The 20,249-nt window shown below is 62.8% G+C and carries 18 protein-coding genes; 12 read left to right on the top strand and 6 right to left on the bottom strand.

Annotated features, from left to right (window positions below; genetic code table 11):
* The 3 genes from NDI72_RS17070 to NDI72_RS17080 all read left to right on the top strand — a co-directional run.
* A partial coding sequence (locus tag NDI72_RS17070) for a tryptophan synthase subunit alpha (protein WP_283801113.1) occupies nucleotides 1–206 on the top strand: 206 nt, incomplete at its 5' end.
* Between the two features lie 42 nt (nucleotides 207–248).
* A complete protein-coding gene (gene accD, locus NDI72_RS17075) occupies nucleotides 249–1,199 on the top strand; it encodes an acetyl-CoA carboxylase, carboxyltransferase subunit beta (protein ID WP_206546516.1) in 951 nt (316 codons plus the stop codon).
* Between the two features lie 53 nt (nucleotides 1,200–1,252).
* The gene (locus NDI72_RS17080; protein ID WP_206549103.1) at nucleotides 1,253–2,596 is read left to right on the top strand and encodes a bifunctional folylpolyglutamate synthase/dihydrofolate synthase; all 1,344 of its coding nucleotides are present in this window, start codon (nucleotides 1,253–1,255) and stop codon (nucleotides 2,594–2,596) included.
* An 819-nt stretch (nucleotides 2,597–3,415) separates the two neighbouring features.
* Here the strand turns inward: NDI72_RS17080 and NDI72_RS17085 are convergent.
* Together NDI72_RS17085 and NDI72_RS17090 are read right to left on the bottom strand one after the other, a co-directional pair.
* Entirely contained in the window at nucleotides 3,416–4,183 is a 768-nt protein-coding gene (locus NDI72_RS17085) for a sulfite exporter TauE/SafE family protein (RefSeq protein ID WP_113153697.1), read from the bottom strand.
* 84 nt (nucleotides 4,184–4,267) lie between these two features.
* Nucleotides 4,268–5,242, bottom strand: a complete 975-nt coding sequence (locus tag NDI72_RS17090; protein ID WP_113153698.1) for a complex I NDUFA9 subunit family protein — start codon at nucleotides 5,240–5,242, stop codon at nucleotides 4,268–4,270.
* A 244-nt stretch (nucleotides 5,243–5,486) separates the two neighbouring features.
* Between NDI72_RS17090 and gyrB the strand changes: the two genes are divergently transcribed.
* The 3 genes from gyrB to NDI72_RS17105 all read left to right on the top strand — a co-directional run bounded on the left by gyrB (nucleotide 5,487) and on the right by NDI72_RS17105 (nucleotide 9,165).
* On the top strand, nucleotides 5,487–7,934 hold the full coding sequence (gene gyrB / locus NDI72_RS17095; protein ID WP_113153699.1) for a DNA topoisomerase (ATP-hydrolyzing) subunit B: 2,448 nt from the start codon (nucleotides 5,487–5,489) through the stop codon (nucleotides 7,932–7,934).
* Nucleotides 7,935–8,093: 159 nt separating this feature from the next.
* Entirely contained in the window at nucleotides 8,094–8,588 is a 495-nt protein-coding gene (locus NDI72_RS17100) for a hypothetical protein (protein ID WP_283801116.1), read from the top strand.
* Between the two features lie 217 nt (nucleotides 8,589–8,805).
* The gene (locus tag NDI72_RS17105) at nucleotides 8,806–9,165 is read left to right on the top strand and encodes a hypothetical protein (protein ID WP_206995728.1); all 360 of its coding nucleotides are present in this window, start codon (nucleotides 8,806–8,808) and stop codon (nucleotides 9,163–9,165) included.
* A gap of 188 nt (nucleotides 9,166–9,353) precedes the next feature.
* On the opposite strand, the gene lepA is transcribed toward NDI72_RS17105, so the two are convergent.
* On the bottom strand, nucleotides 9,354–11,162 hold the full coding sequence (lepA, locus tag NDI72_RS17110) for a translation elongation factor 4 (protein ID WP_113153702.1): 1,809 nt from the start codon (nucleotides 11,160–11,162) through the stop codon (nucleotides 9,354–9,356).
* Nucleotides 11,163–11,302: 140 nt separating this feature from the next.
* Here lepA and NDI72_RS17115 point away from each other — a divergent pair, with 140 nt between their 5' ends.
* Complete coding sequence (locus NDI72_RS17115; protein WP_206546522.1) at nucleotides 11,303–11,767, top strand: MarR family winged helix-turn-helix transcriptional regulator; 465 nt, start codon at nucleotides 11,303–11,305, stop codon at nucleotides 11,765–11,767.
* A gap of 9 nt (nucleotides 11,768–11,776) precedes the next feature.
* Here NDI72_RS17115 and NDI72_RS17120 read toward each other — a convergent pair whose 3' ends face one another.
* The 3 genes from NDI72_RS17120 to NDI72_RS17130 form a co-directional block, all read right to left on the bottom strand.
* On the bottom strand, nucleotides 11,777–12,571 hold the full coding sequence (locus NDI72_RS17120; RefSeq protein WP_206546523.1) for a DUF2189 domain-containing protein: 795 nt from the start codon (nucleotides 12,569–12,571) through the stop codon (nucleotides 11,777–11,779).
* Nucleotides 12,572–12,702: 131 nt separating this feature from the next.
* Nucleotides 12,703–13,911, bottom strand: a complete 1,209-nt coding sequence (locus NDI72_RS17125) for a cation:proton antiporter (protein ID WP_283801118.1) — start codon at nucleotides 13,909–13,911, stop codon at nucleotides 12,703–12,705.
* Nucleotides 13,911–14,723, bottom strand: a complete 813-nt coding sequence (locus NDI72_RS17130) for a YiiX/YebB-like N1pC/P60 family cysteine hydrolase (protein WP_206546525.1) — start codon at nucleotides 14,721–14,723, stop codon at nucleotides 13,911–13,913. The genes NDI72_RS17125 and NDI72_RS17130 overlap by 1 nt, the downstream gene beginning before the upstream one ends.
* Before the next feature lie 268 nt (nucleotides 14,724–14,991).
* Between NDI72_RS17130 and NDI72_RS17135 the strand changes: the two genes are divergently transcribed.
* From NDI72_RS17135 to mbfA, 5 genes are all read left to right on the top strand, one after another.
* Nucleotides 14,992–15,696, top strand: coding sequence for a CerR family C-terminal domain-containing protein (locus NDI72_RS17135; protein WP_283801120.1), 705 nt, complete (start codon nucleotides 14,992–14,994; stop codon nucleotides 15,694–15,696).
* Nucleotides 15,693–16,646 carry an HlyD family secretion protein gene (locus NDI72_RS17140; RefSeq protein WP_283801121.1) on the top strand — a complete coding sequence of 318 codons (954 nt, stop codon included), beginning with the start codon at nucleotides 15,693–15,695 and terminating at the stop codon, nucleotides 16,644–16,646. Before NDI72_RS17135 ends, NDI72_RS17140 begins: the two co-directional genes overlap by 4 nt.
* Nucleotides 16,643–17,560, top strand: a complete 918-nt coding sequence (locus tag NDI72_RS17145; RefSeq protein ID WP_283801122.1) for an ABC transporter ATP-binding protein — start codon at nucleotides 16,643–16,645, stop codon at nucleotides 17,558–17,560. Before NDI72_RS17140 ends, NDI72_RS17145 begins: the two co-directional genes overlap by 4 nt.
* Entirely contained in the window at nucleotides 17,557–18,690 is a 1,134-nt protein-coding gene (locus NDI72_RS17150) for an ABC transporter permease (protein ID WP_206546528.1), read from the top strand. Before NDI72_RS17145 ends, NDI72_RS17150 begins: the two co-directional genes overlap by 4 nt.
* A gap of 575 nt (nucleotides 18,691–19,265) precedes the next feature.
* The gene (gene mbfA / locus NDI72_RS17155; protein ID WP_113153711.1) at nucleotides 19,266–20,249 is read left to right on the top strand and encodes an iron exporter MbfA; all 984 of its coding nucleotides are present in this window, start codon (nucleotides 19,266–19,268) and stop codon (nucleotides 20,247–20,249) included.

Consider the following 20,249-nt stretch of genomic DNA (forward strand, 5'->3'; position numbering starts at 1 on the left):
GGTTCGGGGTGAAGACGGCGCGCCAGGCGCGGGCGATTGGCGAGGTCGCGGACGGTGTTGTCGTCGGCAGCGCCATCGTTGCGACCATCGCACAGTGTTACGACGCCGATGGCAACAGGATCGAAGACCCCGCCGAGGCCGTTGCGACCCTCGTCAAGGGGCTTGCGGACGGCGTGCGGGAAGCGCGCCTTGCTGTTGCCCGATAGACGGCGCATTCTCAGTATCCAGAAGAAAAGAAGGCAAATGGAATGAACTGGATCACCAGCTATGTGAGGCCGAAGATCAACTCGATGCTCGGTCGTCGGGAAATGCCGGAGAACCTCTGGATCAAGGATCCCGAGAGTGGCGAAATGGTCTTCCACAAGGATCTGGAAGACAATCTCTGGGTCATTCCCTCCTCCGGTCATCACATGAAGATTTCCGCTCGCGAGCGGTTGAAGTCCTTCTTTGACGATGGCGAATACGCGGTTCTGGAAAATCCGAAGGTCGTGATCGACCCGCTGAAATTCCGCGATGAGCGCCGCTACACCGACCGCCTGCGTGACGCCAAGGCCAAGACCAGCATGGAAGACGCCGTGCTGAGCGGTGTTGGCCGCGTGGAAGGTCTGGAGCTGGTGGCAACCGTTCAGGACTTCGCCTTCATGGGCGGCTCGCTCGGCATGGCTGCCGGTGAAGCGATCGTCCGCGCCTTCGAGACGGCTGTGGAGCGCAAGCTGCCGCTGGTGCTTTACGCTGCTTCGGGCGGCGCGCGCATGCAGGAAGGCATTCTCTCGCTGATGCAGCTTCCGCGCACCACGGTTGCGCTGGACCGGCTGAAGGAAGCGGGCCTGCCTTACATCGTCGTGCTGACCAACCCGACCACCGGCGGCGTGACGGCGTCCTACGCCATGCTGGGCGATGTCCATATCGCAGAGCCGGGTGCGCTGATCGGCTTCGCCGGCCCCCGCGTGATCGAGCAGACCATTCGCGAGAAGCTGCCGGAAGGCTTCCAGCGGGCTGAATATCTGCGCGACCACGGCATGGTCGACATGGTGGTTTCGCGTCTGGAAATGCGCGAGACCATTGCGCGGCTCCTTAAAATTCTCCTGAAGGAGAAGGTCGAGGCCAAGCCGGAAATCGTCGAAGAGGTTGTGGTTGAAGAGGCCGAGGCCGTTTCGGACGCTGCGCCCGAGGCAGAAGCCGAGCAGCCCAAGGCCTGAGCCAGACTGGCTGTCGCCGGCCGAGACCCCATCCTTCTTCGGACAGGACTGCAATGACCACTCTTTCTGCCGAGCGGGAAATCGAGCGTCTGCTTTCGCTCCATCCCAAGGGCTTCGACCTGTCGCTCGAGCGCGTCACGCGCCTGCTCGAGCGGCTGGGCAACCCGCACCTCAACATGCCGCCCGTCATTCATGTGGCGGGCACCAATGGCAAGGGCTCGGCAACGGCCTTTTCGCGCGCCGTGCTGGAGGCGTCGGGGCGGGTGGTTCACGTCCACACCTCGCCGCATCTGGTGAACTGGCACGAGCGTTACCGGATCGGGGCAGAGGGCGGCGGCAGGCTTGTCGAAGACGCGGTTCTGGCCGATGCCGTGGCGCGGGTCGCCGAGGCCAATGGCGGCGAGGCGATCACCGTCTTTGAAATCCTTACGGCGGTGATGTTCGTGCTCTTTTCCGAGCATCCGGCGGATGTGGCCATTGTCGAAGTCGGTCTGGGCGGGCGTTTCGACGCCACCAATGTCATTCCCCGCCCTGCGGCCAGCCTCATCATGCCGATCTCGCTCGATCACGAGGCTTATCTGGGCGACCGGGTGGAGTTGATCGCGGCCGAGAAGGCCGGGATCATCAAACGCGGCTGTCCTGTCGTGGTCGGACAGCAGCCCTTCGACGCCGCGCGCGAAGTGCTCGTCGATACGGCTGAGCGGCTTACCTGTCCGCTGACCGTCTATGGCGAGGACTTCCTCGCTTTCGAAGAGAATGGCCGCATGATCTATCAGGACAATGACGGTCTGTTTGACATGTCATTGCCCCGGCTCACCGGACGGCATCAGATCGCCAACGCCGCCGCCGCCATCGCGGCGGTCAAGGCAGCGGGTTTCCCCGTCGATCTGCGCGCGGCGGAAACGGCCATGGAACGCGTTGTGTGGCCTGGCCGTTTGCAGCGGCTCGAGGCCGGCCCGCTGGCAGATCTGGCCCCCGAGGGCTCAGAAATCTGGATTGATGGCGGTCACAATCCCGGCGCGGGTGAGGCGATTGCCGAAGCGCTCGCGTCTGAAGAGGATCGCTCGCCGCGCCCGCTTTTCCTGATTGCCGGCATGATCAACACCAAGGATCAGACGGCATATTTCCGCGCTTTCGAGGGCATGGCCCGCCATGTCTACACGGTTCCGGTGGCGGCAAGTGATGCCGGCGTGCCGAATGCCGAACTGGCTGCCCGGGCGATGGAGGCGGGGCTTTCCGCCGAGCCGGTGCACTCGGTGGCCAATGCGCTGAAGCTCCTGCATGACACGCTTGATGCCGGTCGCGACGGCACCGAGCCGCCGCCACGCATTCTCATCTGCGGCTCGCTCTACCTGATCGGTGAGGTTCTGGCCGAGAACGGCACGCCACCGCGTTAGTCCGGTTGGGGGAAGCCCGACATCCACGCCCGGCTCCCCCTCCCCTCCGCTGTTCCTTCCCTCCGCTCCTTCGTCATCCTCGGACTTGATCCGAGGATCCATGCCGGAACGTCTGGGACGAACCGCAGCCTCTGAAGATTGCGGATCGTTTTCCGCGCCGGTGCCGGGGGCGTCGCAACGGCATGGATCCTATGGTCAAGCCATAGGATGACGAAGTGGGGATGGGTATCTGCCCGATCTGCTTAAGGTGGCCCGAGTGGGGTTTGAGCATGTCCCCTATGACTGCCAGCAGGTGAAACCTGTAACGGCAAAGACGGATGCCCCCTTCCGCTCCTTCGTCATCCTCGGACTTGATCCGAGGATCCATGCCGGAACGTTTGGGGTGAACCGCAGCCTCTGAAGATTGCGCATCGTTTTCCGCGCCGGTGCCGGGGCGTCGCAATGGCATGGATCCTATGGTCAAGCCATAGGATGACGAGGTGGGGATGGGTATCTGCCCGATCTGCTTAAGGTGGCCCGAGTGGGGTTTGAGCATGTCCCCTATGACTGCCAGCAGGTGAAACCTGTAACGGCAAAGACGGATGCCCCCTTCCGCTCCTTCGTCATCCTCGGACTTGATCCGAGGATCCATGCCGGAACGTTTGGGGTGAACCGCAGCCTCTGAAGATTGCGCATCGTTTTCCGCGCCGGTGCCGGGGCGTCGCAATGGCATGGATCCTATGGTCAAGCCATAGGATGACGAGGTGGGGAGGTGTATGGCGCAAGCCTCACCGGAGAAAGGCACCGGGGCGCCACCCGGCCAGCCAAATGGAAAACCCCTTACACCATCCCCATCAGGCCGCGTCGGATGAGGTCCAGTGCGAGCAGGGTCAGGCCGATCCTGAACCAGCGCCGGAACGTCTCTTCCGGCATTTTCTCCAGAAGACGGCTGCCATAGAGGGTTCCAAGATAGCCCGAGGCGATCATCAGGGCGATGAAGGGCAGCCAGTGCCAGAAGGCGAACCCCGCAACGGCAAACACGACGACCTTCAGTGCGTGCTGCACGGTCATGCCGGCGGCGTGGGTGGCGACCAGCGCCTTGCGGTCATCGGGAATGATCTGCGCGAAGAAGGCGGACAGGAGTGGTCCCGTCGCGCCGACAAACATGGTTGCGAGCGCCAGAACGGCGCTGCCGAAGGCAAGGCCGGCATGGCCGAGGCGGGCCGCACCGGGGATCTTTGTCCAGGTAACCGCGATGACGAACACGCCCAGAACGAGCTTCAGCAGCGCGTCGGGCAGCTGCACGACGAAATACGCCCCGACGGCGGCGCCGATCAGGCTGCCGAGAATGAATGGTGCGGCGATGGAAAAGCGGATATGCGCGCGCTGGCGCCAGGCGCGCCCGGTGTTGGAGCCGAGCTGGACGGCTCCATGCACGGGGATGAGTGCTGCGACCGGAATGAAGAGGCCGAGCAGCGCCAGCATGGCCACCCCGCCGCCGACGCCGAAAGCGGCTGTCAGCGCCGAAGTGAAGAAGCTGGCGATGATAAGGAGAAGCGCCGGGAGCGCTCCCAGCGTGTCAGGCAGAAATGTCTCCCAGCCGCCCAACAACAGGTCCTAGATCACCGTGCGCCCATTCGGGCGCACAAAGGACAATCCATTTCCCTGATGTAGCATCGGAATGACCGAGCTCTAGAGGAACTGCTTGCGGGTGAACTGGCCTGCCGGGCGATAACGCCACAGATAGGTGGGCAGGATGGCTGCAAGCGAATGCTTCTGGATGCCGAGCCCGTCGAGCGTGCGGCCGGCGGCTTTCGCCTCCTCGGAAACGACATTGTCGGACTTCAGAAGCTTCACCTGATCGAGCGTCAGCATCGGCTTGGGCAGAAGGCCGAGAATGCGGGCCTGAATGCGCGCCACGAACCAGGGCAGGGAAACGAACCAGCGTTTGCGGTAGGTGGCTTCCAGCATCTCTTCGAGGCATTCGCGGAACGAAAGCACTTCCGGGCCGCCCAGCTCATAGATCTGGCCGCCTTCCAGATCGCCGTCCACGGAGCGGGCATAGGCTTCGGCCACATCGCCCACATAGACAGGCTGGAACTTCGTCTCGCCACCGCCGATGAGCGGCAGGAAGGGCGAGAAACGCGCCAGATTGGCGAAGCGGTTGAAGAAGTCGTCTTCCGGACCGAACACGATGGAGGGGCGAATGATCACCGCATCCTTCACGGTCTCCAGAACCGCCTGCTCGCCCAGCGCCTTGGTGCGGGCGTAGTCGGAGTCGGAATTCAGGTCGGCGCCGATGGCGGAGCCATGCGTCAGCTTCGCGCCGGCTGCACGGGCGGCCTCCGCGACGGCGCGCGCGCCGAAATTCTGCACGGCGTCGAAGGACTGACGGCCGGATTCATAGAGGATGCCGACCAGGTTGATCACATGGTCTGCCCCTTCAACGGCCCGGTCGATGGAGGCGCGGTTGCGCAGGTTTGCCTGCACGGCCTGCACCTGTCCCACATTGCCAAGCGGCTGCAGGTGGATCGCCGAATTGGGGTTGCGGCAGGCAACGCGCACACGATGCCCGCGCTTGGTGAGCGCCTGCACCAGATGACGGCCGACAAAGCCTGAGCCGCCAAAAATGGTGATGAGCTTAGGGTTCTGGCTGATCGTTGCCATTTGCCTCGGTCTCCGATTTCTCAGGGGCTACATAGTCGGTTTCGCGCCAAAGGCAAAGGGCGATGGGGCAACAAGATGAACATGTCGCGGCGCAAGCCGTCATCCCCAGCCCGAAATGGCCCGAAAACTTGGAAAAAAGCCATGAAACGCCTATATCTTTGTCAGTAAGCGCTGACTGATTCGCAGCGCGTTTTTCCCATGCCCTACAGGGGGGTCCCTCCGGGCTCCTGAGTGAAAGAATTTGATGAGCGACACGCCCGAAACTCTCCCAGGCGAACAGGCCGAATACGGCGCGGAATCCATCAAGGTATTGAAGGGGCTGGACGCTGTTCGCAAGCGCCCCGGCATGTATATTGGCGACACGGATGACGGCTCCGGCCTGCATCACATGGTCTATGAGGTGGTCGATAACGCCATCGATGAGGCGCTTGCCGGTCACGCCACGCTGGTGACCGTGACGCTCACCGCTGACGGCTTCGTCACCGTCACGGACAATGGCCGCGGCATTCCCACCGACATGCATGCGGAAGAGGGGGTCTCGGCGGCCGAGGTCATTATGACGCAGCTGCACGCGGGCGGTAAGTTCGACCAGAACTCCTACAAGGTGTCTGGCGGTCTGCACGGCGTGGGCGTGTCCGTGGTGAACGCGCTTTCCACCAAGCTGAAGCTCAAGATCCGCCGCAAGGGCCAGATCCACGAGATGAGCTTCTCGCATGGCGTTGCCGATGCGCCGCTGGCCGTTACGGGCGATGCGGGCAGTGAGACGGGCACGGAAGTGAGCTTCATGCCTTCGCCCGAGACTTTCACCATGACGGAGTTCAACTACGACACGCTGGAGCACCGCCTGCGCGAGCTCGCGTTCCTGAACTCCGGTGTGCGCATCCTGCTGACGGACAAGCGCCATGCCGACGAGAAGAGCCAGGAATTCCTGTTCGACGGCGGCATCGTGGAGTTCGTGAAATATCTCGACCGCGCCAAGAAGCCGTTGATCGAAGCCCCCATCGCCATTGGCGGTGAGAAGGACGGGATCACGGTGGAAGTGGCGATGTGGTGGAACGATTCCTACCACGAGAACGTGCTGTGCTTCACCAACAACATCCCGCAGCGCGATGGCGGCACGCATATGGCCGGCTTCCGTGGCGCGCTGACGCGCCAGGTGACCGGCTATGCGGACAGTTCCGGCCTGACCAAGAAGGAAAAGGTCTCGCTCACGGGCGATGACTGCCGTGAAGGCCTGACGGCCGTTCTCTCGGTCAAGGTGCCGGACCCGAAGTTCTCGTCACAGACCAAGGACAAGCTCGTGTCCTCGGAAGTGCGCCCCGTGGTGGAAAGCCTCGTCAACGAGGCGCTTGGCACATGGTTCGAAGAGCATCCGACGGAAGCCAAGACGCTGATCGGCAAGGTGGTGGAAGCGGCCTCTGCGCGTGAGGCAGCCCGCAAGGCGCGCGAGCTGACGCGCCGCAAGGGCGTGCTCGACATCACCTCGCTGCCGGGCAAACTGGCCGATTGCCAGGAACGCGATCCGGCGAAGTCCGAAATCTTCATCGTCGAGGGTGACTCCGCTGGCGGTTCGGCCAAATCCGGCCGGTCGCGCAAGAACCAGGCGATCCTGCCGCTGCGCGGCAAGATCCTCAATGTGGAGCGCGCCCGCTTCGACCGCATGCTGTCGTCCGACATGATCGGCACGCTGATCACGGCGCTCGGCACCGGCATCGGCAAGGACGAGTTCAACGCTGACAAGCTGCGCTATCACAAGATCATCATCATGACGGACGCCGACGTCGACGGCGCCCACATTCGCACGCTGCTCCTGACCTTCTTCTTCCGGCAGATGCCGGAGCTGATCGAGCGTGGAAACCTCTATATCGCCCAGCCGCCGCTCTACAAGGTGACGCGTGGCAAGTCCGTCCAGTACATCAAGGACGAAGCGGCGTTCGAGGAGTTCCTGATCAATTCCGGTCTTGAGGAAGCAACGCTCGAACTGTCCAATGGCGAAGTGCGTGGCGGGCAGGACCTCAAGCAGGTCATCGACGATGCACGCGGCGTGCGCCAGCTCATCAATGGCCTGCACACACGCTACAGCCGTTCCGTTGTCGAGCAGGCGGCCATTGCCGGTGCGCTCAATGCGGCGGTGCTGGCCGATCCGGGCAGGGCAGCCGAGGCCGCACAGAAGGTGGCCGAACGTCTGGACATGATCTCCGAAGACATCGAACGCGGCTGGGAAGGCCGGGTGAATCCCTCCAATGAGGGCGCTGGCGGATATCTTTTCGAGCGCACCGTGCGCGGCGTGCGCGAAGTGGTGGTGCTGGATTCAGCGCTTGTTGCGTCGGCTGATGCGCGCGCCATTGATCGCTACACCGAGCGCCTGCAGGAGATTTACACCAAGTCTCCGATGCTGCGCCGCAAGGACAAGTCCGAGGTCATCAGCGGGCCGATGGCGTTGCTCGACGCCGTGTTCGCCACGGGGCGCAAGGGCCTCACCATGCAGCGCTACAAAGGGCTGGGCGAGATGAATGCCGAGCAGCTCTGGGAGACGACGCTCGACCCGGATGCGCGTTCGCTGCTTCAGGTGAAGGTGACGGACGCCACCGACGCGGATTCGCTCTTCTCGCGCCTGATGGGCGACGAGGTGGAGCCCCGCCGCGAGTTCATTCAGGACAATGCGCTTTCGGTGGCCAATCTCGACATCTGACCGCATTGCGAGAAGAACGCTTTTGAAACGGCGCGGAGAGATCCGCGCCGTTTTTCTTTTGTGCTGCGAGGAAGCAGTCGCCGGCCCGGATCGCACTTGTCGACACGCGCGCTGTTTCGCGGGATGATCGGCCAGTCGGGGCCAGAACGGAGGCTGGCGATGCGAGCCTTTTCCTTCAGGAACATCATCATCGCGGCGCTGGCGCTGTGTGCGGTGCTGTTCGCGGTGGGCTGGTTCACGCGTGAGGACCCTGCCGACGCGCCCTACCTTAAAATCCTCGGCGGCGGGTTCATGTTCAACTATCGCGAGGCCGAAATCTTCTACGGTTTCACGGCACAGGTGGTGCGCCCGCTCGCCAGCGGGTCGATCATCGAAGCGACGTTCGAGGATCCGGCGGGTGGTGCGCCGCTGGTGGTTTCCGAGCGCGTAAGCACGATGACGGATCGCTACGCATTGCGGACCCCGCCCGTTCGCGGGGTTGAAGCGAAGAAGCCCTATCGCGTCGAGATCCGGGTCTATGATCGTACGAAGACCACCCTGCTCTGGCAGGAAGAGCACAGCTATGCGAGCCAGATTACCGATACGGTTGTTCCGGAAAAGCCGCTCACGATCGGTCCGGGCTATCACAGGAACCCGGAGCTTGAACGGCGATAGCGAAGTGGCCTTGGGTGCAGCCTGATTTTTTTTATGAACCTTTCTCCAGCGTGCAGCGACTGACGAATGCTGGAGCATCGCACCGAAAAGTGGAAACCGGTTTTCGGATAATTCCGATGCTCCATCAAGAGCTTAGGTCGTCCTTGTGCGTCCGTATGGACGCACGGCGATCCGGGGCGCGAATGCTCCTTCTGAAAAACGCTACTGGAGAAACAAAATGTCCTATTCGTTCAACGCACGTCGCTTCACCATGGTCGCCGCATCGCTTGCCATGATCACTGCAACCGGTCTGCCGACGGCAGGCGTCGCCGGCCAGTTTGCACTGGCCCCGCAGATGGCTGGTCCCGCCATGAACTGCTCCATTCCCAATCATGTGGTCTGTACGATCAGCAGCGCCAAGGGGCTGAAGCTGGTGAAGATCACCGCCAACACGCCGCAGGGCAGCGTGAACCTGGTCAACAAGTCCTACAATGGCTGCCCGAAACAGGTGCAGGTTTCCTGGGACTCGGCCTACCAGATGGCCGGCAAGCAGATCGTGGAATGCAATGGCGGGGGCTTCCGGCTCAAGGCGCGTTGAAGCGCCACCCTCTGATCACCAACACCCGGACGATGCCGCCGGGTACGGGTGGCGGGGCAGCCCGCACAGGTGGCATCAAGCGTGAGACCCGCAGGCTTTCGCCAGCGGGTCTCATCGCATTTCTGGTGTCAGGCGTTCCCGCCTGACCGTAGATCGTCCTTCGAGCGTCCTGATGGACGCACGGCGATCTAGTCGCTCATCTTCAGCGCCTGGATGAAGGCTTCCTGCGGAATCTCCACCTTGCCGAACTGGCGCATGCGCTTCTTGCCCTCTTTCTGCTTCTCGAGCAGCTTGCGCTTGCGGGTCACGTCGCCGCCGTAACACTTCGCCGTCACGTCCTTGCGCATGGCCGAAATGGTTTCGCGCGCGACCACCTTGCCGCCAATGGCAGCCTGGATCGGGATCTTGAACATGTGGCGGGGGATCAGCTCCTTGAGCTTCTCACACATGGCGCGGCCGCGCTTTTCGGCAGCCTGCCGGTGCACCAGCATGGAGAGCGCGTCGACCGGCTCTTCATTGACGAGAACCGACATCTTCACCAGATCGCCTTCGCGATATCCGATGATCTGGTAGTCGAAGCTGGCATAGCCCTTGGTGATGGATTTGAGCCGGTCATAGAAGTCGAACACGACTTCGTTGAGCGGCAGCTCGTAGGTCACCATGGCGCGCTTGCCGACATAGGAGAGGTCGGTCTGGATGCCGCGACGATCCTGGCAGAGTTTGAGGATCGGGCCGAGATAATCGTCCGGCGTCAGGATCGTCGCCTTGATCCACGGCTCCTCGATCGTGTCGATGCGCACAATGTCCGGCATGTCGGCGGGGTTGTGCAGCTCCACCTGGTCACCGGAGGTGAGGTTCATGCGGTAGACCACGGAAGGCGCGGTGGCGATCAGGTCGAGATTGAACTCGCGCTCAAGCCGCTCCTGAATGATCTCCAGATGCAGAAGGCCGAGGAAGCCGCAGCGGAAGCCGAAGCCGAGCGCCGCAGAGGTTTCCATCTCGAACGAGAACGAAGCGTCGTTGAGGCGCAGCTTGCCCATGGCGGCGCGCAGGTCTTCGAAGTCTGCGGCATCGACCGGGAACAGGCCACAGAACACCACCGGCTGCGCCGGCTTGAAGCCCGGCAGGGGCGATGTGGTCTGGCGCTTGTCTTCGGTGATCGTATCGCCGACGCGGGTGTCGGCCACTTCCTTGATCGAAGCCGTGATAAAGCCGATCTCGCCGGGGCCAAGTTCGTCCACCATCACCATCTTCGGGGTCATCACGCCAACCCGGTCCACCGGATATTTGGCGTCGGTGCCCATCATGCGGATGGTCTGGCCCTTCTTGAGCTTGCCGTCGATCACGCGCACCAGCACGATCACGCCGAGATAGGCGTCGTACCAGCTGTCGACCAGCAGCGCCTTGAGCGGGGCTTCCCGGTCGCCGCCTTCGGGTGCGGGGAGGCGGGTGACGATGGCTTCCAGAACATCGTCGATGCCCACGCCGGTCTTCGCCGAAATCGGGATCGCGTCGGAGGCGTCGAGGCCGATCACCTCTTCGATCTGCTCTTTCACGCGCTCGGTGTCGGCTGCGGGCAGATCCACCTTGTTGAGAACGGTGACGATCTCATGATCGTTGTCGATGGCCTGATAGACATTGGCCAGCGTCTGCGCTTCGACGCCCTGGCTGGCGTCGACCACGAGAAGCGAACCCTCGCACGCCGAAAGCGAACGCGAGACTTCATAGGCGAAGTCCACGTGGCCGGGCGTGTCGATCAGGTTCAGCACATAGTGCTCGCCGTTTCGCGCATCATATTCGAGGCGCACGGTCTGGGCCTTGATGGTGATGCCGCGTTCACGCTCGATGTCCATCGAGTCGAGGATCTGATCCTTCATCTCGCGATCGGCCAGCGAACCCGTCATCTGGATCAGCCGGTCGGCAAGGGTCGACTTGCCATGGTCGATATGCGCGACGATGGAAAAGTTGCGGATATGGGAAAGTGGCGTGTTCGTCATGTCGCAGGCTCTAGCAGGCGGCCTCATTTTCGACAAGCATATTGCGATGGCAGATTGCAGCGTATGCAGCGGCAGAGTGCGCTTTTCGGAAAATGAGGCCTCTTATTGTACCGACGGCGCGCCCACCATATATGCTCGGGATGAGCGATCCAGACAGACACAAACTCGGCCTCCTGATCCATGACGTCGCGCGATTGATGCGCCGGCGCTTTCAGGAGAAGGGCAACGAGTACGGACTTTCATCCGCTCAGTGGGGACTTCTGTTCCGGTTGATGAAAGAAGACGGCGTGCCGCAGGCGCGGCTGGCCGAGTTTCTGGAAGTGGAGCCGATCAGCGTTTCGCGCATGGTCGACCGCATGGCCGAGAATGGCTGGGTGGTGCGGCGAGCGGGCAGAATGGACCGGCGCGTGCGCATGATCCACATCACCCAGAAAGCGCGTGAAGCCTGCGACAGCATTCGGCAGATCAGCACGTCTGTCTATGACGAAGCGCTTCTTGATATGGCCGAGGACGAGCGCAGGGTTCTGGTTGGCGCGCTCAACAAGATGGCCGCCAATCTCTGCGCCACGGTGTCCGGCGGCAACGGGCAGACCGCCTGCCCGTAAGCGCGTCTCTCACTCCGCAACCAGTTTGCGATAGAGATGCCATGTCGCGTGGCCGAGGATCGGCATGACCACGGCGAGGCCCGCGAAGAGCGGCAGCGATCCCACAAGCAGTGCGCCTGCAACGAGCAGGCCCCAGAGTGCGATGGGCACCGGATTGGTGCTCGCCGCCCGCACGGATGTGATGATGGCGGCCACGGCGCCGCAATCGCGATCAAGCAGCATCGGAAACGCAATGGACGTGGTGATCAGCACCACAAGGGCGAAGATGAAGCCGATGGCATTGCCAAGCAGCAGAAGCATGAAGCCCGCATCTGTCGTGAACAGGGTTTCGAGGAAATGCGTCATCGATGTCGGCGGTTCGGGACCGAGCAGGCGCGTGTAAAGCCCCTGCGCGACGAGAAGCCACGCTATGAACATCGCAAAGAGCATCGCGCCGACCGCCACAATGGACGGGATGGCCGGTGATCTGCGCACGTCGAATGCATGCCGCCAGGATGTATCGAGCCCGGCTTCGCGCCGCCGGCTGATCTCATAGAGGCCGAGTGCCGCGAACGGGCCAAGCAGGGCAAAGCCCGAGACGAGCGGGAACAGGAGCGGCAGCGCATTTGCGCCCGACGCCCAGTAGATGAGAACCACACCGACCAGCGGATAGATGAGGCAGAGAAACGCATAGTGCGATGGCTTCTGCCAGAAGTCGTCGAGCCCGCGTCCAAGCGCGTCGATCACATCCGACGTGGTGATCTTTCGAACGGCCGGCAATGTGAGTGTCTTGTCGGTTCCGGCCATGACGTGAAAACCAGTCATTTTCTGACCTCCCGGATTGGCCGGGTTGCAGGCCGCAGCCCGGCGACAGCATGGCGGGGAGTATAGGCCCCGTGCTGCCTTACGGCGAGGCGCGGGCCGGTCACATCTTGCGGAGCGCGGGTTGAACGCGGTCAGTCGGTTTTCGGGAAGAACACCCGTTTGGCGAAGGGCGCGCTCGCGCCATGCAGCACGACCGACAGAAGGATGGCGAAAACCGCGATGTCGGTGATGGCGCTGGCGGCGTCGAAACCTGACTGGTCGACGACGAGGATGAGGTAGAGCACGGAGGCAAGCCCGCGCGGGCCGAACCATCCGACAAAGAGGCGCGCGCGCAGGGTCGTGTCGGTTCCCAGCATGGCGAGTAGCACGGGAACCATGCGGATAATTGTGAGGCTGAGGGCTGCGTAGATGAGACCGGGCAGAAGCGGTGTCTCGAAGGCCTGCGGCAACAGCGCCGCACCGAACAGGAGGAAGGTGAGATTGGTGAGGATCGATCCTTCCGTCATGGCGAAATTGCTCATGCCGGCGACCGTGTGCGCGGGCAGGCGCCAGCCAAAGGCAAGGCCGGCCGAGAAGGCGGCGAGGAAGCCATTGCCGCCGGTCAGCTCCGCTGCGAGATAGGCAAGGCCCGCGAGCGTGACCATGATCGGGGTGCGTCCTGCCGGGTTGGAAAGGCGTCGCAGCAGCGCAAACTCGCTGGCGACCGCACCCAGATAGCCGACCGCCAGACCGACCAGCGGCCCGAATACCACCTGCTTGACGAAGAAGGTTGCATGCCCCGCCATGCCCTGGCCGCTGCCTGTGTCGGCCACAAGAGCAAGTGCGATCAGAAGCAGGGGCAGGCACAGCCCGTCATTCAGCCCGCTCTCCACATCGAGCGCCTCGCGTTCCACTTCCGGCAATCCGTCATTGCCGAAAACGGGCTGCGCCAGCGCTGCATCGGTGGGGGTCAGAACGATGGCCAGAACCAGCGCGCCGAACAGGCCCAGCGTGGGGAACAGCGCCATGCCGGCCAGCGTGCCGGCAAGGATGGTGAGCGGAATGCCGATGAACAGAAGCCGCGCAGACAGAAGCGCGGTGGCGCGCTCCACCATGACGCCGGAAATTCGGATATTGGCCGCATCGCGAAACAGGATGATCGCCAGCGTTGCCGTGGCGAGGAACTCGACAATGGAATTGCCGAGCGCGGCGGTGAGGTTGCTGTCTGCCTCGAAGAAGCCGTAGCCCAGCGCGGTGAAAAGCATCGGGCCGGAAAGGACCGAGGCTTCGAGCCTGCGTGAGACCAGTGAATAGGCGGTGAAGCAGAGGAACAGAAGCGCCAGCGCTGCGTGAAGCTCCATCAGCTGTTTCCGTTCTCTTCAGCCGCCTGGTCGTCCTTGCGTTCGGCCCAGTTGAGCGTCTTGTAGTCGAAGCCGAAAGTGAGCGTCGGCTTGACGATGGCAAAGTAGGGCGAAAGGTCGAAATCGCGTGGCGTGAACAGGCTGTGATGGCGGATATGCAGGATCTCGCGCCGTGAATAGGCCGACTCCGCCGAGGCGTGCCCCTTGGCTTTCACCGTTTCCGGCAGGATCGGATAGCGCACGCCCTGAAAGGCCTGGGCAATGAGCGACGAGCAGATGGCGCGGGTGGGATCGCCCGAGCCGAGCGCGATCATGCGTCGCCGCCAGCGCACCGGAACGGGTGGCGTGGGCATGAAATAGCGCAGCAGATCGAAGATGTTACGCATGTCGTAGCGCAGCCCGAGCTTGCCGACCATGAAGTCAATGATGGCGTTCCGGTCATCCGGAGTGAGGCCGCTCGCCCGGCAGATGCGGGTGTTGTAGGTCTTGTACTTTGAAAGCGGCACGGCGATGCAGCCATCACCGAGAATGACCTCCACGAGGCGTGGCCGCTCGGAGCCGTCTTCCGGCTCGGGCAGCGCGTCGCCGACATAGAGCGCGGCATGGCTCCAGGTGGACTGGGTGAGATACTTGATCGCTGCCGAGATGCGCTGGTTGCCCTCGATCAGAAGAATGTCACCGGGCTGCAGGGTGCGGTGCAGGGTTTCCGGGTCGGACGGGGTGTAGGGCTGATAGCCTGAGGATTCGCTCTGCAGTCGCCGCGCCAGAAACCGGCCGAGCCGGTCGAGCAGGGTGCTGGATTGTTCGCTCATGCGCTCCCGTCCGCCAATCAAGCAGCATTATCCGGTTCGCTCATGGGGCGAACCATTCGACGTTGCAGACCCTAGAGCATCAAACCGAAAAGTGGAATCCGGTTCTCAGTTCTTCCCATGCTCCGTCAAATGTTTGGTCGTCCTTTCTCGCCGGAACAGATGCGTGGCGATCGGGTGGTGTTCTCGTGCAGGGCGGGCGTCGTGGTTTCCTCTTTCGACGGTGCAGCAACAATTTGACTTTATTCAATCGTTTGATTAAATTTGATGCATGAAACAGGGCAATCATGATTTGCCGGGCGCTGGTGCGCGTCTTTCTTCGGCAGAGCACACGCGGCTTTCGCTCATTCAGGCCGGGCTGAAGTTGTTTGGCGAGAAGGGCTATGACGGCACAACGACGCGGGAAATCGCGAGCGCGGCCGGGGCCAATATCGGTTCGATCTCCTACCATTTCGGCGGCAAGGAGGGGCTGCGCGCGGCCTGTGCGGATCACATCGTCGAGCTGGTCGGCGGCATCGCGGGCAGCGCTCTCGATGTGCCGTCCGAGGCGACGGGGCAGCTCGATCCGGCCGCAGCGCGCGCCATCCTGATGCGGGTTCTCGAAACCATGACGGGCTTCATCGCCGCGCGGCCCGAAGCGGGCCTGATCGTCAAATTCGTTCTTCGGGAACTGGCCCATCCCACCGTTGCGCTCGACCGCATCTATGACGGTGTTTTCGCGCCGGTGCACACACGCCTCTGCCAGGTGTGGGAAGCGGCCACCGGCCGGTCGGCGGAGAGTGACGAGACGAAGCTCACCGTTTTCACGCTGATCGGGCAGCTCGTCTATTTCCGCATCGCCAGCGAGGCGGTGCAGCGGCGCATGGGGTGGAGCGATATCGGCAGCCGCGAGGCTGCAGCCATCACAGCCATCGCCAGCAGCAATCTGGAAGCCATTCTGACCGCGCAGACGCGCGACAAGGAAACAAAGTCATGAGCATGCTTTGCGCAATTCCTATTCTGGCAGGTTTCCTGTCCGGCTGCAGTGGCGAGGCCCCGCTGGCCGTCGGCTATGTGGAAGGCGATTATGTGTTGCTTGCGCCCACCGAGGTCGGCCAGCTGAGCGCGGTGCCCGTGCGGCGCGGCGCAATCGTTGAGGCGGGCGCGACCGTCGCCATGATGGATGAGACGGATGCGCGGATCGCCGTGCGTCAGGCCGAGGCGGGGCTGGCCGAAGCGGAGGCGCATCTCGCCGACCTTCAGGAGGCGAAGCGCCCGGAAGAGATCGCCGTTCTGGAAGCTGCGCTTTCGTCCGCCAATGCCGAGGCGGCGGAAGCCGGGCGCGTGCTCTCGCGCACGCAGGACCTGTTTCGCCGGGGCATTGCCGCGCAGGCCGAGCTCGACAAGGCGAAGACGGCCAAGGAGCTGGCGGACACGCGCATAGGCCAGGCCGAGGCCAATCTGGCCGTTGCCCGCCTGCCGGCCCGCGCCGAGGCGATCAAGGCCGCAGCCAAGCGCCGCGATCAGATGGAAGCGGCGCTGGAACAGGCGCAATGGCGTCTTTCCGAACGCGCCATCAAGGCCCCAGCCGCTGGCCGCATCGATGACGTGATCCGCAATGCCGGAGATGTGGCCGGCCCCTCCGCGCCGGTGGTTTCGCTGTTGCCGGATGGCGAGGTGAAGCTCAAGGTCTATGTGCCGGAAGCCGCGTTCTCCAGCGTGCAGCCGGACGCGTTGCTGGCGGTCAATTGCGATGGCTGCGCACCGGGGCTGACCGCACGCATTTCCTATATCTCGCCCGAGCCGGAGTTCACGCCGCCGGTGATCTATTCGCTCGAGACGCGGCAGAAACTCGTCTACCTCATTGAGGCGCGACCGGAGGGGGATGCCCGCAGTCTTCAGCCGGGGCAGATCGTCGATGTGCGCCTCAAGGCAGACGCGCAATGAACGCCATCGACGTCCACGGTCTCGTCAAGCGGTTCGGCGACAAGACCGTCGTGAACCAGGTGACCATGCAGGTCGCCAGAGGGGAAATCGTTGGCTTTCTCGGACCCAACGGTTCGGGCAAGACAACGACGATCCGCATCATGTGCGGGCTTCTGACCCCGGATGAGGGCGAGGGCACGGTGCTCGGCTACGATCTGCGGAGCGAGGGGCTCAGGATCAAGCGCGAGGTCGGCTACATGACGCAGCGCTTCTCCTTCTATGAAGACCTCACCATTGCCGAGAACCTGGCCTTCGTCGCCCGGCTTTACGATCTGAAACCGGTCGGTGCGCATGTGGATCGCACGCTGGAGGATCTGGGCCTCACCTCGCGCCGCAACCAGCTTGCCGGAACGCTTTCCGGCGGCTGGAAACAGCGGCTGGCGCTGGCCGCCTGCATCATGCATCAGCCAAAGCTCCTGCTTCTCGATGAGCCGACAGCGGGTGTCGACCCCAAGGCGCGCCGCGAGTTCTGGGACGAGATCCACCGGCTTGCCGCCGACGGTCTGACCGTTCTCGTCTCGACCCACTACATGGACGAGGCCGAGCGCTGCCACCGCATCTCCTACATCTCCTACGGCACGCTTCTGGCCACCGGAACGGTGGCGGACGTGGTGCGGGATGCGGGGCTTGTCACCTATCTGGTGGACGGGCCGAAACTCGAACAGCTCGCCGCCGAACTGCGGCAGCGGCCGGGCGTCGAGCAGGTTGCGCCCTTCGGCGCGAGCCTGCACGTGGTGGGCTCGGACGAAGCCGCGCTCAAGGCTGCGCTGGCCGGCCTTGAAGGGCGCGACGGCGTGACCGTTTCGCGCGGCGAGACCAGTCTTGAGGATGTCTTCATCCAGTTCATGGCCAATTCGACGGACAACATGCAATGAACCGCATCTTCTCCCTTGGCCGTCTCATGGCGCTGCTCATCAAGGAGTTCATCCAGATGCGGCGCGACCGCATCACTTTCGGGATGATGCTCGGCGTTCCGCTCATGCAGCTCGTGCTTTTCGGCTATGCGATCAACAGCGATCCGAAGGCCCTGCCGGCGGCGCTCGTTTCGCTGAGCCAGGATCACTACAGCCGGGCCATGGTCTCTGCGCTGGAGAATACGGACTATTACCGCTTCGACCATGTGGTGGGCAGCGCGGAAGAGGCCGAGCATCTGATGGCGAGCGGTGAGGTGGTGTTTGTCGTCACCATCCCGTCGGACTTTGCGCGCCGGGTGGACCGGGGGCAGCGTCCGCAAATCCTCATTGAGGCCGATGCCACCGATCCATCGGTTGCCTCCGGGGCCATTTCCACGTTGGGCACGGTCGCCGCCGAGGCGCTTCTGCGCGAGCGTGGCGTGCCCGCCTCCGAGGCAAAGCCCGCCGACCGGCTCGAGGTCATCGTGCACCGCCGCTACAATCCCGAAGGGCTCTCGCAGTACAACATCGTGCCCGGTCTTCTGGGCGTCATCCTGCAGATGACCATGGTGATGATGACCTCCATCGCGCTGACGCGCGAGCGCGAACGCGGCACGATGGAAAACCTGCTCGCCATGCCCGCCAGCCCGCTGGAGATCATGCTGGGCAAGGTGCTGCCCTATCTCGTCGTGGGCGCCGTGCAGGTGGCCGTCATTCTGGGGGCGGCGAAGCTGCTGTTCGGCGTGCCCTTCGTGGGCAGCCTGTGGCTGCTTCTGGTGGCGGTGCTGATCTTCGTGCTGTCGCTGGTTCTGCTCGGTTACACGATCTCCACCGTGGCGCGCACGCAGATGCAGGCCATGCAGCTCACCTTCTTCTTCTTCCTGCCATCGCTCCTTCTCTCCGGTTTTATGTTCCCGTTTCGCGGCATGCCGGAGTGGGCGCAGTGGCTTGGCGAGATCTTCCCGCTCACCCATTTTCTGCGCGTGATCCGCGCAGTGATGCTGAAGGGAGCTGACCTGCCGGCCATCGCTTTCGAGACGGGCATTCTGGTGCTGTTCATCTTCATCTATGCCGGGTTTGCTCTGCTGCGTTTCCGCCGGACGCTCGATTGATCTGAGCTTTTGATCGAGCATCGGCTTCACCCGAAAACCGGCTTCCACTTTTCGGTCGGATGCTCTGGATCGCCGTGCGTCCGTTTGGACGCACAAGGGACGATCCACACTTATGATTGAGCATCGGATTCGTCCGAAAACCGGTTCCCGTTTTCGGTCGGATGCTCTGGATCGCCGTGCGTCCGTTTGGACGCACAAAGGACGATCCACACTTATGATTGAGCATCGGATTCGTCCGAAAACCGGTTCCCGTTTTCGGTCGGATGCTCTGGATCGCCGTGCGTCCGTTTGGACGCACAAGGGACGATCCACACTTATGATTGAGCATCGGATTCGTCCGAAAACCGGGTCCCGTTTTCGGTCGGATGCTCTGGATCGCCGTGCGTCCGTTTGGACGCACAAGGGACGATCCACACTTATGATTGAGCATCGGATTCATCCGAAAACCGGTTCCCGTTTTTCGGTCCGATGCTCTGTGCCAAGCGAATGGTTATGACTGAATAAGCCATGAGCGTTGACGCGGGCGCACTTGGTTCTTAAATTAGAATAATTCTAAACAATGGATTGCCCGGACAATGCTCTCTCGCTTCTTAGGTTCCTCCCGCCGCTCCTTCTCATCGCTGACTGAACAGGAAATTCTCGCTCTCGCCATCTCGTCGGAAGAAGATGATGCGCGCATCTACCGCGCCTATGCGGACGGTCTGCGCGAGGACTTTCCGCATTCTGCTGCCGTGTTCGAGGAAATGGCGAAGGAAGAGGACGGACATCGCGCCGCGCTGATCGAGGCGCACCGCGCACGGTTCGGCGAGCGCATTCCGCTGATCCGTCGTGAGCATGTGCGCGGCTATTACGAGCGCAAACCCGACTGGCTGGTGCGTCCGCTGGGACTGGAGAAGGTGCGTGCGCAGGCAGAGCAGATGGAAGACCAGGCGCACCGCTTCTATGTGGAAGCGGCCAAGCGCACGGAGGATGCAGGCATCCGCAAGCTGCTTGGCGACCTTGCCGCTGCAGAAAAGGCGCATGAATCGCTGGCGCACCGGCTTTCGGAAAAACATCTGGGCGCAGACGAGCGCGCCGAGGAAGACCAGACAGAGCACAAACAGTTCGTTCTGACCTATGTCCAGCCGGGCCTTGCCGGCCTGATGGACGGCTCGGTCTCCACGCTGGCGCCCATCTTCGCCGCCGCCTTCGCCACCGGCGACACCTGGCAGACCTTCCTGGTCGGTCTCGCCGCCTCCATCGGCGCAGGCATCTCCATGGGCTTCACCGAAGTTGCGTCGGACGATGGCGTGATCTCGGGTCGCGGCTCGCCGATCAAGCGCGGCATCACCACCGGCATCATGACCACGGTGGGCGGTCTCGGCCACGCGCTGCCCTATCTGATCCCGCATTTCTGGACCGCGACGATCATCGCCTTCATCATCGTGTTCGTCGAGCTTTGGGCAATCGCCTGGATCCAGAACCGCTACATGGAAACCCCGTGGAGCCGCGCCACCTTCCAGGTGGTGCTCGGTGGCGCGCTGGTGTTTGCCGCAGGCATGCTCATAGGCAACGCCTGA

This window comes from Nitratireductor sp. GZWM139, from assembly GCF_030068685.1.
Taxonomy (GTDB): Bacteria; Pseudomonadota; Alphaproteobacteria; order Rhizobiales; family Rhizobiaceae; genus Nitratireductor; species Nitratireductor aquimarinus.